A 12,745-nucleotide genomic window follows, 5' to 3' on the forward strand; every position below is an offset into this window, starting at 1 on the left:
CGATACCGAACCCTGTCTCGGAGATGGTAGTGCCGACGGTCGCCTCAGCACCTGTGACGGGCCCCATCACTCCCCTTACGGGGCAGAATGGTGAGCTGTGTTCCCCTTTGACGCGGTCCTCTCGGACCTCGACGGTGTGCTCCGCCACTTCGACCACACGGCCCAGGCCGACATCGAGGCCCGTTACGGCCTGCCGCTGATGAAGACGGCCTTCGACCCCGAGCTGATCATGCCGCCCACGCTCGGCCAGGTCACCGAGGAGCAGTGGGCCGAGTCGATCGCCGTGGCGCTCGGCGGGGACGAGCGGGCCCGCGCGGCGGTGGCGGAGTTCATGCGGGTCGAGTTCTGGGTGGACGAGCAGGTCAGGGAGCTGCTGGCCAGGGCGCAGCGGCGCGTGCCGGTGATCATCGTGACCAATGCCATGGACACCCTGGAGCAGCACCTCGACCGGCTGGGGCTCACCTACTTCGCCGACGACGTGGTCAGCAGCGCCAGGGTCGGCGTGGCCAAGCCCGACCCGCGCATCTACGAGATCGCGGCCGAGCGGGCGGGGGTCGCGCCCGAGCGCTGCCTGTTCGTCGACGACCGGCTGCCGAACGTGGAAGCCGCCAGGACGCTCGGAATGACCGGCGTCCACTATCGGTCATTCCACGACCTGGCGGCGGTCCTCGGCTGACCGCACGGCCGCGGTCACCTTCCTGACCGCACCGCGCGGCCATGTTCGCCGGTCAGCCCGCGTGGGCGGCGTCACGTTCCGGGCCACGCCGCCCACGGTCATGCCGCGGCCGGTCAGCCCGCGTGATCGGCGGCCATGTCGAAGAAGGCGCGTTCCAGCTCGACGGCCCGGCGGAACACGCCGAGCACCTCCTGGCGCCGCTCCTCCGCCAGGCCCTCGCCCAGCCGGTCGAGCTCGCCGCGCAGGAAGCCCACCCAGGCGCGGAACTCCGCGCCCTCGTGCAGCTCGATCCACTCCCGGTGCACGAAGCGCTCGGGCAGCGGCTCACGGGCCCGCGAGGCCCAGCCCAGGTAACACCACTCGGCCACGCACAACACCGCGGCGACGAGCAGGTAGTCCTGAGAGGCGCGTACCTCGTCCATCAGTCCTCTGAACGCCGCCGTCACCGGTTCGAGCGGGGCGTCGGTGCGCCCGCCCAGCTCGGCCAGCGCCCGGTGGAAGTACGTCTTCTCCTCGGTGGTCGCCACCTGCCCGAGGAACTTCCCGTACGGCACCCGGGCCTCGAACGTGTCGGCGGCGGCCACGGCCGCCCCGAGCAGCGCCGTGAAGGAGTCGACGAACTGGAAGTCCTGCTCCAGATAGCGCCGCAACGCGTCGTCGGGCACCGTTCCCTCGTTGATCGCCGTCGCGAACGGGTGGGTCACCACCGCCGTCCACTCGGCCTCGCACTGTCGCCTGAGCCACTCGCTGAACATTCGCTCACTCACGGCCCCGACTGTAACTCGCGTTCGCCGGGGTCGTTTCCGGCGCGGCTCGCGCCGGCCGCGCCGGAAACCCCGAGTGACCGCCGCCCCCGCCGTACTACGGCGAGCTGCGCTTCTCGCCTGGCCGAGGGCGGCGGCGACCGAGCGCCCTGTCAGTACCCGCCGTACGGATTCTGGGAGGACGACGGGGTCTTGGGAGCGCTCGTCCGATGGCCCGACGGATGCGTCGGTCTGCTGGACGGCGTGCCCGCCGCCCCGTTGGAGCTCACCTTTGTGCCCTGCGGCGCGATCACGCCGATCAGGCCGTGCTTGGTGCCGTCGATGCCGGCGGAGAACCACAGCGAGCTCTCGCCGCCGGTGGCCGCGGTGCCGGGTTCGAGGTCCCACAGGCCGGGCAGCACGATCGCCCTGCCGTCCGAGCCGGCGATCGCGCCGAGGTGCCGGTTGCGCTTGTAGGCGTGCACGGTCCCGTCGCCGAAGTTGCCGATCAGCAGCGCGCCGTCGTACTGACGCCAGCCCTTGGGCGCGGCGGTGATGCCCCAGGGGGCGTTGAGCCCCACCCTGGAGATGCGCCCGGTCAGGCGGCCGGTGGCGTTGAAGCGGCTGACGAAGCCCTTGCCCTTGCCGAAGACCGGCTTGCCGGTGGCCGGGTCACGCAGGGCGTAGGACACCCAGACGCTGCCGTTGGCCACTGCGACGTTGTAGGCGTTGTAGCCCTCGGGCAGTGCCCGGTCCCTGAACTGCCAGCTGGCCAGGCGGATGCGCTCGAAGTCCTCGTCGAAGGCGTGGATGCGTCCGCCGGCGAAGTCCGCGGCCAGCAGGAAGGCCTCGTCGTCCTCGGTCTGGACGAGCTCCAGCCCCTTGTAGTCGGCGCCCCGGGTGAAGGCCGCGATGATCGCGTTCGCCGGGTCGACCTCCGCGTTCCATCCGGAGATGGCGCCGCTCGGGCTGGAGAAGATGAACGAGGCGGGCTTGCCCTTGACGGTGAAGCCGTCGCCCGGGTTGAACACCTGGCCCGTCGGGGCCCCGCCCGGAATGGCCACCTCCGTCTTCTCCTTCCGGCCCGTGCCGGAGTAGACGGTGGCGCTTCCGGTGCCGGTGTTCGACACCCAGAGTGTCTTGCCCATGGCCAGGCCCCAAGGGTTGACGACCTTGGGGTCGGTGACAGGGGCTTTGCCCTTGACGTCCGACACAAGGTTGATGACGTCGAATCGCGTCCTGGTGGTGGCGTGTGCGGGAGTGGTGAGAGTCGCTCCCAAGACGACCGCAACAGCGCAGAGTGTGATGATGCGTGGCCGCATCCGAGCCTCCTAGTTAGCGCTTGTGACGGGTGATACGCGGCGGGCCGGAGGCGGGTTCAGCCGGGGCCGGAATTGGCCGGACGGGAGTGTTCCGCGCCAGGCGGGGGAGATGCACAACCATGAACGTCCTCGGCATCGACATCGGCGGCTCCGGCATCAAGGGGGCGCCGGTCGACACGAAAGCCGGTGAGCTGCTGGAAGACCGGCTGCGCATCCCGACCCCAGAGCCGTCGTCGCCCGACGCCGTGGCCCGTGTCGTGGCCTCGATCGTCGAGCATTTCGGCTGGAAGGGCCGGGTCGGGGTGACCTTTCCCGGAGTCGTGGCGGACGGCGTGATCAAGTCCGCCGCGAACGTGGACCGCTCGTGGATCGGCGTGGACGCCGCCCGGCTGTTCGGCGGCGCCACGGTGCTCAACGACGCCGACGCCGCGGGCCTGGCCGAAATGCGGTTCGGGGAGGGGCGGGACCGGCGCGGGGTCGTGCTGGTGCTGACGTTCGGCACGGGCATCGGCAGCGCGTTGTTCGTGGACGGCGTGCTGGTGCCCAACACCGAGCTCGGGCACCTCGAAGTGCACGGCAGGGACGCCGAGCACCGGGCGTCCGCGCGGGCCCGGGAGGAGCACGACCTGAGCTGGGAGAAGTGGGCCGGGCGGGTGCAGGAATACCTGCGGCACGTCGAGATGCTCTTCTCGCCGTCGCTGATCGTGATCGGGGGCGGGGTCAGCAAGAAGGCCGACAAGTTCCTGCCGCACGTGCGCCTCGACACGCCGGTGGTGCCCGCGGGGCTGCAGAACGAGGCCGGCATCATCGGCGCCGCCCACGCCGCCGCCACCCCCGCGAAGACACCCGGTCGTACGAGGACGTCAAGCCGGGCCTGAGAGGCGGGCGACCCGGCTCAAGGGGGCGTCGACAGGGCGTCGGCCATCGCGGCGAGCTGGGTCACGAACGCCTGCGCCTGGGCCGGGTCCATGACCGCCGTCATGCGGCGTTCGATCGCCGACACGTCGGCCTTGGCCGCCGCCAGGGCCCGCGCCCCCGCCTCCGTCAGGCGCGTGGGCAGCGCGCGTCCAGAAGGAGCCGTCGCGGGCCGCTCCACCAGCCCCGCCTCCTCCAGGCCGCGCAGCAGCACGTTCATCGACTGCCGGGTCACGAACACCCCGCGCGCCAGCTCCGCGTTCGACAGCCCCGGCCGCAGCCGCAGCTGCTCCAGGCACGAGTACTGCGGCGTGGTGAGCCCGTGCGGGCGCAGCGCGCCGTCCATGGTCGCCCGCAGGGCGGCCTGCGCCCGTTTGAGCTGGTAGCCGATGCTGCGGCCCAGGTCTTGTTGCATCATGTCAGCATTCTGACATAAGCTTCTGGATGTCAAAGTCCTGACATTCAAGGGGAGTGCCATGTCCGTCACCGGAATCGACTTCGTCGCCCTGCAAGTGCGCGACCTCGCCAGGTCCGCCGAGTTCTACGAGAAGCGCCTCGGCCTGAAGCGGGCCCCCGGCGGCCCGCCGAACGCCGTCGTCTTCGCCACCGAGCCCATCGCCTTCGCCGTCCGCGAACCGCTCCCGGGCGTGGAGCTGCCGGAGCGCCCCGGCACGGGCGTGGTGCTCTGGCTCGCGACGGCCGCGGCCGGGGACGCGCAGCGCCTGCACGACGACCTCAAGGCGGACGGCGTGCCGATCGTGGCAGCGCCCGCCGACAGCCCCTTCGGGCGTACGTTCAGCCTCGCCGACCCCGACGGCTACGTGATCACCATTCACGATCGCTAGACTCGGCGATATTGAGGTGCGAGCGGCCGGTCCCGTGGGGCACCATGGGCGGTTGGCTCCGGGGACGCGGAGCTCAAATATCCTGAAAGCAGTATGGGAACTCCTTCGTTGTCCTCTCCGATAGCCGAGCTCCAGTCCCGCCTGCCCGACCTCATGCCCCGCGACCAGCGGCGCCTGCGGCGCAGGCTCGACGGCATGCGCCGGGTCCGCTCCCGGGACACCCGGGACAAGATCGTCGCGGAGATCCTCGCCGACGTGGAGCGGGCCGAACAGCGGCTGGTACGGCGCCGCGCGGCCGTGCCGACCGTGACCTATCCGGAAAACCTGCCCGTATCGCAGCGCAAGGACGACATCCTGGCGGCCATCCGCGACCACCAGGTCGTGATCATCGCCGGTGAGACGGGCTCGGGCAAGACCACCCAGATCCCCAAGATCTGCCTGGAGCTGGGCCGGGGCGTGCGCGGGCTGATCGGCCACACCCAGCCCCGCCGCATCGCCGCCCGCACGGTCGCCGAGCGCATCGCCGAGGAGCTCGGCACCGGCCTCGGCGAGGTGGTCGGCTACAAGGTCCGCTTCACCGACCAGGCGAGCGAGCGCACCCTGGTCAAGCTCATGACCGACGGCATCCTGCTGGCCGAGCTGCAGAACGACCGCATGCTCGATCAGTACGACACGCTGATCATCGACGAGGCCCACGAGCGCAGCCTCAACATCGACTTCATCCTCGGCTACGTCAAGCAGCTGCTGCCCAGGCGCCCCGACCTCAAGGTCATCATCACCAGCGCGACCATCGACCCCGAGCGCTTCTCCCGCCACTTCGACGACGCGCCGATCATCGAGGTGTCCGGCCGCACCTACCCGGTCGAGGTGCGCTACCGCCCGCTGGCCGACGACGACGACCAGACGCAGGGCATCGTCGACGCCTGCCGCGAGCTGATCAGCGAGGGCCCCGGCGACATCCTGGTGTTCCTGTCGGGCGAGCGGGAGATCCGCGACGCCGCCGACGCGCTGGGCAAGGCGCAGCTGCGCAACACCGAGGTGCTGCCGCTCTACGCCCGGCTCAGCGCCGCCGAGCAGCACCGCGTCTTCCAGCGCCACACCGGGCGCCGCGTCGTGCTGGCCACCAACGTGGCCGAGACCTCGCTCACCGTCCCCGGCATCAAATACGTCGTCGACCCCGGCTTCGCCCGCATCTCCCGCTACAGCCACCGCACCAAGGTGCAGCGCCTGCCCATCGAGCCGATCTCGCAGGCCAGCGCCAACCAGCGCAAGGGCCGCTCGGGCCGCACCTCCGACGGCATCTGCGTCCGGCTCTACGAGGAGGAGGACTTCCTCAACCGGCCGGAGTTCACCGACCCCGAGATCCTGCGCACCAACCTGGCCTCCGTCATCCTGCAGATGACCTCGATCGGGCTCGGCGACATCGAGGCGTTCCCGTTCGTCGAGCCGCCGGACCGCCGCCAGGTGAAGGACGGCGTCAACCTGCTGCACGAGCTGGGCGCGTTCGACGCCCACGGCAACCTCACCGGCGTCGGCCGCAAGCTGGCCCAGCTCCCGGTGGACCCGCGCCTGGGCCGCATGGTGCTAGAAGCGGAGAAGAACGGCTGCCTGCGCGAGGTCATGGTGATCGCCGCCGCGCTGTCCATCCAGGATCCGCGCGAGCGGCCCGCCGAGAAGCAGCAGCAGGCCGACGAGAAGCACCGCCGCTTCGCCGACCCCGACTCCGACTTCATGGCCTACCTCAACCTGTGGAACTACCTGCGCGACAAGCAGAAGGAGCTGTCGTCCAGCGCGTTCCGGCGGCTGTGCAAGGCCGAGTTCCTCAACTACCTGCGCGTCCGCGAGTGGCAGGACATCTACAGCCAGGTACGCCAGTCGCTCGGGGCCCAGCCCAACAGCCAGCCCGCGCAGCCGTACCACGTGCACGTGTCGCTGCTCGTCGGGCTCCTGTCGCACATCGGCGTCAAGGACGTCATCGACAAACAGCGCGGCCAGGACGGCCGCAGGCCGATCCAGGAATACCTCGGCGCCCGCAACGCCCGCTTCGCCGTCTTCCCCGGCTCGACGCTGGCCAGGAAACAGCCGCAGTGGCTCATGTCGGCCGAGCTGGTCGAGACCTCGCGCCTCTGGGCCAGGGTCAACGCCAAGATCGAGCCCGACTGGGTCGAGCCGCTGGCCCAGCACCTGGTCAAACGCACCTACTCCGAGCCGCACTGGGAGAAGAACCAGGGCGCGGTGATCGCCCTGGAGAAGGTCACCCTCTACGGCGTGCCGCTCGTGGTCGGGCGCAAGGTCAACTACGGCCGGATCGACCCCGACCTGTCGCGTGAGCTGTTCATCAGGCACGCGCTGGTCGAAGGCGACTGGGACACCCACCACAGGTTCCTCAAGGACAACCGCCGGCTGCTCGGCGAGGTCGAGGAGCTGGAGAACCGCGCCCGCCGCCGCGACATCATGGTCGACGACGAGGCGCTCTACGACTTCTACGACCAGCGGGTGCCGGCCGACGTGGTCTCCGCCCGCCACTTCGACTCCTGGTGGAAGAAGGCCGGCAAGGAGCAGCCCGACCTGCTCGCGTTCTCGCCCGAGATGCTGGTCAACGAGGGCGCCGACATCAGCGCCCGCGACTACCCCGACACCTGGAAACAGCTCGGCCAGCGGATGAAGCTGACCTACCAGTTCGAGCCGGGGGCCGACGCCGACGGCGTCACCGTCCACGTGCCGCTCCAGGTGCTCAACCAGGTCAACGCCGACGGCTTCGACTGGCAGATCCCCGGGCTGCGCGAAGAGCTCATCACCGCGCTCATCCGGTCGCTGCCCAAGCACCTGCGCCGCAACTTCGTCCCCGCCCCCAACTACGCCAAGCAGGTGCTCGCCGGGGTCGCGCAGGGCGGGGAGCCGCTGCTGGCGGCCGTGGAGCGCGAGCTGCTGCGGCTCACCGGCATCCGCGTGCCGCGCGAGGCCTGGCAGCTCGACCAGGTGCCCGATCACCTGCGGATCACGTACCGGGTGATCGACGAGCGCAAGCGCACCGTGGCCGAGGACAAGGACCTCGACGCGCTCAAGCGGCGGCTCGCGCCGCGCCTGCGTCAGACGCTCTCCCAGGCCGGCGACGACCTGGAGCAGACCGGCCTGCACACGTGGAGCTTCGGCACCCTGCCCAAGGTGTTCGAACAGGGCCGGATGAAGGGTTATCCGGCGCTGGTGGACGCGGGCGACTCGGTCTCCATCAAGATCTTCGAGACGCAGGCCGAGCAGCGCCGCTCCCACTGGCCCGGCGTGCGCCGGCTGCTCATGCTCAACGTCACCAACCCGGCCAAGTCCCTGCTCGGCGGCCTGTCCAACCAGGCCAAGCTGGCGCTGTCACGCAGCCCGCACGGCGGCGCGGTGGCGCTGTTCGACGACGTGGTCGACGCGGCCGTCGACAAGCTGATGCTGGACGTGGGCGGCCCCGCCTGGGACCCGGTCGGCTTCGACCGCCTCTACCAGCACGTACGCGCCCACCTCTACGACACGGCACGCGACGTGCTGGCCAGGGTGGAGCAGATTCTCAGCGTCTGGCACGAGGCGGGCGCCCGCCTCGACGCGCTGCGGCAGAGCGCGGCCACCGACGACGTACGCGACCAGCTCGGCAGGCTCGTGTTCGCCGGTTTCGTCACGGCGACGGGCAGCCGCCGGCTGCCGGACATCCTGCGCTATCTGCGGGCCGTCGACCGCCGCCTGTCCAAGCTCCCCGAGGAGCCGTGGCGGGACCAGGAGTGGATGGACCGGGTGCACAAGGTCGAGGACGACTATCAGGACGTGCTGGACAAACTGCATCCGGCGCGGCGGACGGATCCGGACGTGGTGGAGATCCGGTGGATGATCGAGGAGTTGCGGGTGAGCTTCTTCGCCCAGACGCTCGGCACCCCGACCCCCGTGTCGGAGAAGCGGATCGCGAAGGCGATGGAGAAACTCACACCCTGATCATGGAGGTGTCGAGCTCGAAGTTAATGGGAGTGGGCAGCATGACCACTTTTCCCATGGATTCGGTCAGGGCGAGGCGATACTTTCCGTTGCTGACGTCGCTGTAGACGGTGACCGTGGGCGATTGAGCGATGGGGTCGATGAGAAGGTAGACCGGGATCTTGCCGAGCGCGTAGAGACGGAGCTTCTCCTCGCGATCAGCGTAGACGCTGCTTGGTGAAACGACCTCGGCTACCAGGAGAACTCCAGAAGAGAGCAGCTCATTGCCCCATCGTTCGCATTTCTCGTGTGTTAGCACGTAGTCGGGCGAAAGCGAGTCTCGCGGGCCTTCGATACAGATTCCTGGCCCCTGTGGTGATCCGACCCAGCCACGTTCCTTGCGCAGTGGATAGAAAGCATCGTGCAGATCTGCTGAGGACCAGTGGTGCTCCGGGCTGCCGAGCGGGCTCACGATCAGTTTCCCTTCGATGACCTCGACCCGGAAGCCGGGGAGGGGGGGTAGGGCATCGAACAACTCTCTTGCGGTTCCTGGCGTGTTCTCTGAGGTTTGTGGCATGTGCTCGCTGCTCTCCTCGGGCTGGGTTGCCGGAGATTCGATCATCATGGCTACCATCGAACTATCCCTTCGTGTTCGAACAGGCACGCTAAGTATTCCACCAAGGGCCGGATCGTGCGACTCGAACCGGCCTTCGCATCGTGCTCCGGCCGCGTGAAATGATCCTGCTTGGAGGTATTGCCGGACTTGTCCGGTGAAGGAATCAGGGGGAACGATGGTCAAGGCAGTGGTGTTCGACGTCGGCGAGACGTTGATCAGTGAGACGCGCATCTGGTCACGCTGGGCCGAGCGGCTCGGCGTCAGCCACTTCCTGCTGATGGGCGCGCTCGGCGGCATGGCCGCGCTGGACCGCCCGCACAGCGACGCCTTCCACCTCGTCCGCCCCGGCGTGGACCTCGTGGCCGAGGAGGCCGCTTGGGAGCGGGACGACCCCGGCGGGCTGCGCAACCACTTCGACGCCGACGACCTCTATCCCGACGTACGCGAGGCGCTGGCCGCCATCCGCGCGGCCGGATACCAGGTGATCATCGCCGGCAACCAGCCGCGCCGCGCCTATGACGCGCTGGTGGCCATGGACCTGCCGGCCGACTCGGTGCACACCTCCGACGGGTGGGGCGTCCAGAAGCCGGATCCCGGCTTCTTCGCCAAGGTGGCGGCGGTGGCGGGGCGTGAGCCGGGCGAGATCCTCTACGTGGGCGACCGCCTGGACAACGACGTGCTGCCGGCCGCCGCGGCGGGCATGCGGACCGCGCTGCTGCGCCGCGGGCCCTGGGGTCATCTGCACGCGGAGCGGCCGCGGGCGCAGGCCGCCGACGTGATCGTCGACGACCTGCACGCGATCCTGCCCGCCCTGCGGCTCATGTGAGGGTGTCGTCGGGGTCGATCCGGACGGCGCGCTCCTCTGCCGACAGGTCGTCGGCGTCGCCGTTCACGTCCTCCCCGATCTCCTCGTCTTCCGTGTCCGGTTCGAGCCCCTCGTCCGGCTGGGTCAGCCGGTGCTTGGGGCGGGGCTCGTGCAGCCGTTCCGGGGCCTCACGCCGCAGGCGCTCGTCGAGGGTGTCCCGGCGCTGCGGGTCGTCCTCGACGATCTCGTGGCGCTGGCCGAGATCGTCGGTCCACTCCGAGACCTCGATCTCCTGCTCGTCGCTCATTCCGTACCGGTTCGGAGGTAGTTCGGTCATACGTGATCCCTACCCTGGGTACGGTCCGGAATCCTAGAACTTGTTCTCTCCCAGCGCCTGGGACAGCTCTTCCTTGTCCATCTGCGACCGGCCGGGGATGTCGGCCCGCTGCGCCTGCTCGTACAGCTCGGCCTTGGAGGGCTCGGCGGGGGAGCCGAGCGCGGCCAGTTCCTCGGCCCTGCGCTGCTTGAACGCCGTGCCGAGCCGCTCCAGCTCCTTGGCGTCGGCCGAGCTCTTCAGCGCGGGCAGGAGCTTGGTCTCCTCCTCCTCGACGTGGTGGTTGATGGACTCGATGAGGTCGTCGAGCGCCTGGTCGAATTCCGCCGTGCCGGGCCGGGCCCGGACGAGGGAGTCGAGCAGGATCTCGGCCTCCTTGTGCTCCTCGACGCTGTGGTGGGCGTCGATGCCCGGATAGACCCGGTCCTCCTCGGCCCGCGCGTGCGCGATCAGGAGGGCGCGCAGCTCGGCGACCATGGCCTTCTGGTCGCCCTCCTTCTTCTTGAGCCGCTCGAACAGGCCTTCCACGACCCTGTGGTCCTGCGTGATGAGAGTGATGACGTCCGTAGCCATGGTGTCGCCCGCTACCCCGGCGTTCAGCGTCCAATCGCGGAACCGACGAGCGAACGGGGGTCGGCGGCCCCGGCCAGCATGCCGTCGGGGCGCACGTCGATCACGTGGGCGTGGCCGAACGAACTTCCGTAGGGCAGCGCCGCCACCCGGTGCCCGAGCGCCCCGAGGCCGTCGGCCCAGCTCCCGCCCTCCTCCAGGTCGAGCAGGGCGTCGTCGGGCGCCTCCCAGGTGTCGAACCCGGTGCCGCCGGTGCCGAGCCGCCAGCGCGGTGCGGCCAGCGCCGGGCCCGGCTGCTCGCCGTGCCGCAGCAGGCGGGTGATGACCTGCAGCAGGATCTGCGGCTGGGCGTCGCCGCCCATCGTGCCGGCGACCGCTCTGAGCGTGCCGTCGCGGCGGGTGATCAGCGCGGGGGTGAGCGTGTGGGGCGGGCGCCGGCCGGGCCCGTACTCGGCGGGGTGGCCGGGCTTGAGCGAGAAGCCGATGCCGCGGTTGTGGAGATTGATCCCGGTACGGGGTTCGAACACCATGCTGCCGAACCCCGACGCGTTCGACTGGATCAGCGACACGCCCATGCCGTCGCCGTCGACCGCGCACAGGTAGGTGGTGTCGCCCTGCTCGGCGGGGGCACGCAGGCGCAGCCGGGAACGGGGGTCGATGAGCGCCCGCCGCCGGGCGATCTCGTCCCGGTCGAGCAGGTCCTTGGCGCCCTCGTGCAGCAGGTCGAGCCGGTCGTGGCCGGCCACCCTGGCGGCCTCGGCGAGCAGGTGCGCCCAGGCGGGGTGGTGCGGCGATGCGGGCAGGTCGAGGCCGTCGGCGATGGCCAGCGACATCAGCAGCAGGTAGCCCTGGGAGTTGGGCGGCATCGACCAGACGTCGTGACCGTACGCGCGCGTCTTCAGCGGCTCGACCCAGTCGGCGCCCGGCGTGGCCAGGTCGGCCTCGGTGTATTCGCCCGCGCCCAGGCCGATCAGGCCCTGCCCGAACTCGCCCAGGTAGAAGCCGTCGCGGCCGCGCTCGGCCACCGCCCGCAGCGCGCGGGCCACGCCCGGCCTGGTCACCCGGTCGCCCGCGGCGCGGACGCCGGCGAAGTCGGAGCCGCCCGGCCGCCTGGCCGCGTTGAGCGCGCCCGCCACCATCAGCGGCGAGGCGGGGAAGCCGCCGTCGGCCAGCCGGATCGCCGGGGCGAGCAGGTCGGCCATGGGCAGGCGGGCGTGGCGCTGGTGCAGCGCGGCCCAGCCGTCCACGCAGCCGGGCACCGGGACCGATCTGACGTCGTGCAGGTGAGGCATGCGCCGGTGGCCCTCGGCGCGCAGCCGGGCCGGATCGGCCCCCGACCCCGCCCGGCCCGAGGCGTTGAGCGCGCTCACCCCGCCGTCGTGGACGAGGGCGAACAGGTCGCCGCCCAGGCCGCACATGTGGGGGGCGACGACGGACAGGACGGCGTTCGCCGCGATGGCCGCGTCCGCGGCCGACCCTCCGCGCTCCAGCATCGACAGCCCGGCCGCAGAGGCCAGGTGATCGACGCTGCACACCATGCCGGAGGGCGCGTATCTGGTGTTGTGCACGTTCAAGAGCGTACGCGCCCGCGCGCCCGCCGCCGGACGCCCGCCGGCGGAGCCGCCTGAGCCCGCGCATCGGCGCGGGTTCAGGATCACCCCTGCTCGCCCAGCCTGGCGCGGGCCTCGTCGAGCTGGCGGCGCAGCGCGGCCACCTCCTGCTCCAGCTCCAGGATGCGGCGGATGGCGATGAGCGTCATCCCCTCCTCGGCCATCCGGGAGACGTGCCGCACGATGACGATGTCGTGACGCGAGTAACGCCGCTGCCCGCCGCTGGACCGGCTCGGCCTGATGACGTCGTGCTGGTCGAGCCGCCGCAGGAAGGCGTGCTGAACCTGCAGCATCTCCGCCACCTGCCCGAGGGAGTAGAGGGGGGCGTGCTCGTTGTCGATGGGCAGGTCGGGCATGTCGTGCT

General features: G+C 70.5%; 13 protein-coding genes. 5 read left to right on the plus strand and 8 right to left on the minus strand.

Annotated elements, in window-relative coordinates; all coding sequences use genetic code 11:
- Positions 1–97 precede the first annotated feature (97 nt).
- Complete coding sequence (locus OIE67_RS06985) at positions 98–676, plus strand: HAD family hydrolase (protein ID WP_326637765.1); 579 nt, start codon at positions 98–100, stop codon at positions 674–676.
- A gap of 113 nt (positions 677–789) precedes the next feature.
- On the opposite strand, the gene OIE67_RS06990 is transcribed toward OIE67_RS06985, so the two are convergent.
- Both OIE67_RS06990 and OIE67_RS06995 read right to left on the minus strand, forming a co-directional pair.
- Positions 790–1,443 carry a TenA family protein gene (locus OIE67_RS06990; RefSeq protein ID WP_245955418.1) on the minus strand — a complete coding sequence of 218 codons (654 nt, stop codon included), beginning with the start codon at positions 1,441–1,443 and terminating at the stop codon, positions 790–792.
- A gap of 149 nt (positions 1,444–1,592) precedes the next feature.
- Positions 1,593–2,741 (minus strand): TIGR03118 family protein, encoded by a 1,149-nt coding sequence (locus tag OIE67_RS06995; RefSeq protein ID WP_326637769.1) that lies wholly within the window; start codon positions 2,739–2,741, stop codon positions 1,593–1,595.
- Between the two features lie 119 nt (positions 2,742–2,860).
- Between OIE67_RS06995 and ppgK the strand changes: the two genes are divergently transcribed.
- Complete coding sequence (gene ppgK / locus OIE67_RS07000) at positions 2,861–3,619, plus strand: polyphosphate--glucose phosphotransferase (RefSeq protein ID WP_326637772.1); 759 nt, start codon at positions 2,861–2,863, stop codon at positions 3,617–3,619.
- A gap of 17 nt (positions 3,620–3,636) precedes the next feature.
- On the opposite strand, the gene OIE67_RS07005 is transcribed toward ppgK, so the two are convergent.
- The gene (locus tag OIE67_RS07005; RefSeq protein ID WP_326637774.1) at positions 3,637–4,074 is read right to left on the minus strand and encodes a MarR family winged helix-turn-helix transcriptional regulator; all 438 of its coding nucleotides are present in this window, start codon (positions 4,072–4,074) and stop codon (positions 3,637–3,639) included.
- A gap of 58 nt (positions 4,075–4,132) precedes the next feature.
- Between OIE67_RS07005 and OIE67_RS07010 the strand changes: the two genes are divergently transcribed.
- The gene (locus tag OIE67_RS07010) at positions 4,133–4,501 is read left to right on the plus strand and encodes a VOC family protein (RefSeq protein WP_326637775.1); all 369 of its coding nucleotides are present in this window, start codon (positions 4,133–4,135) and stop codon (positions 4,499–4,501) included.
- A gap of 93 nt (positions 4,502–4,594) precedes the next feature.
- Positions 4,595–8,467 carry an ATP-dependent RNA helicase HrpA gene (gene hrpA / locus OIE67_RS07015; protein ID WP_326637778.1) on the plus strand — a complete coding sequence of 1,291 codons (3,873 nt, stop codon included), beginning with the start codon at positions 4,595–4,597 and terminating at the stop codon, positions 8,465–8,467.
- On the opposite strand, the gene OIE67_RS07020 is transcribed toward hrpA, so the two are convergent.
- Positions 8,457–9,071, minus strand: a complete 615-nt coding sequence (locus OIE67_RS07020; RefSeq protein WP_326637780.1) for a Uma2 family endonuclease — start codon at positions 9,069–9,071, stop codon at positions 8,457–8,459. The two genes, hrpA and OIE67_RS07020, sit on opposite strands and share 11 nt — an antisense overlap.
- 166 nt (positions 9,072–9,237) lie before the next feature.
- Here OIE67_RS07020 and OIE67_RS07025 point away from each other — a divergent pair, with 166 nt between their 5' ends.
- Positions 9,238–9,888: an HAD family hydrolase gene (locus OIE67_RS07025; RefSeq protein WP_326637782.1), complete on the plus strand. Its 651-nt coding sequence runs from the start codon at positions 9,238–9,240 to the stop codon at positions 9,886–9,888.
- Here OIE67_RS07025 and OIE67_RS07030 read toward each other — a convergent pair.
- The 4 genes from OIE67_RS07030 to OIE67_RS07045 form a co-directional block, all read right to left on the minus strand.
- Positions 9,881–10,204 (minus strand): DUF5709 domain-containing protein, encoded by a 324-nt coding sequence (locus OIE67_RS07030; protein WP_326637783.1) that lies wholly within the window; start codon positions 10,202–10,204, stop codon positions 9,881–9,883. The two genes, OIE67_RS07025 and OIE67_RS07030, sit on opposite strands and share 8 nt — an antisense overlap.
- 33 nt (positions 10,205–10,237) lie before the next feature.
- A complete protein-coding gene (locus tag OIE67_RS07035) occupies positions 10,238–10,774 on the minus strand; it encodes a hemerythrin domain-containing protein (protein WP_326637785.1) in 537 nt (178 codons plus the stop codon).
- Positions 10,775–10,797: 23 nt separating this feature from the next.
- Positions 10,798–12,339: a gamma-glutamyltransferase family protein gene (locus tag OIE67_RS07040; RefSeq protein ID WP_326637787.1), complete on the minus strand. Its 1,542-nt coding sequence runs from the start codon at positions 12,337–12,339 to the stop codon at positions 10,798–10,800.
- Between the two features lie 86 nt (positions 12,340–12,425).
- On the minus strand, positions 12,426–12,737 hold the full coding sequence (locus tag OIE67_RS07045; RefSeq protein ID WP_326637789.1) for a MerR family transcriptional regulator: 312 nt from the start codon (positions 12,735–12,737) through the stop codon (positions 12,426–12,428).
- Between the last annotated feature and the right edge of the window lie 8 nt (positions 12,738–12,745).

This window comes from Nonomuraea fuscirosea, from assembly GCF_035917475.1.
Lineage (GTDB): Bacteria > Actinomycetota > Actinomycetes > Streptosporangiales > Streptosporangiaceae > Nonomuraea > Nonomuraea fuscirosea.

Coding starts and splice junctions, on each gene's coding strand:
- OIE67_RS06995 (WP_326637769.1), bottom strand. CDS start 2,741: ATGCGGCCACGCATCATCACACTCTGCGCTGTTGCGGTCGTCTTGGGA.
- ppgK (WP_326637772.1), top strand. CDS start 2,861: ATGAACGTCCTCGGCATCGACATCGGCGGCTCCGGCATCAAGGGGGCG.
- OIE67_RS07005 (WP_326637774.1), bottom strand. CDS start 4,074: ATGATGCAACAAGACCTGGGCCGCAGCATCGGCTACCAGCTCAAACGG.
- OIE67_RS07010 (WP_326637775.1), top strand. CDS start 4,133: ATGTCCGTCACCGGAATCGACTTCGTCGCCCTGCAAGTGCGCGACCTC.
- hrpA (WP_326637778.1), top strand. CDS start 4,595: ATGGGAACTCCTTCGTTGTCCTCTCCGATAGCCGAGCTCCAGTCCCGC.
- OIE67_RS07020 (WP_326637780.1), bottom strand. CDS start 9,071: ATGATGATCGAATCTCCGGCAACCCAGCCCGAGGAGAGCAGCGAGCAC.
- OIE67_RS07025 (WP_326637782.1), top strand. CDS start 9,238: ATGGTCAAGGCAGTGGTGTTCGACGTCGGCGAGACGTTGATCAGTGAG.
- OIE67_RS07030 (WP_326637783.1), bottom strand. CDS start 10,204: ATGACCGAACTACCTCCGAACCGGTACGGAATGAGCGACGAGCAGGAG.
- OIE67_RS07035 (WP_326637785.1), bottom strand. CDS start 10,774: ATGGCTACGGACGTCATCACTCTCATCACGCAGGACCACAGGGTCGTG.
- OIE67_RS07045 (WP_326637789.1), bottom strand. CDS start 12,737: ATGCCCGACCTGCCCATCGACAACGAGCACGCCCCCCTCTACTCCCTC.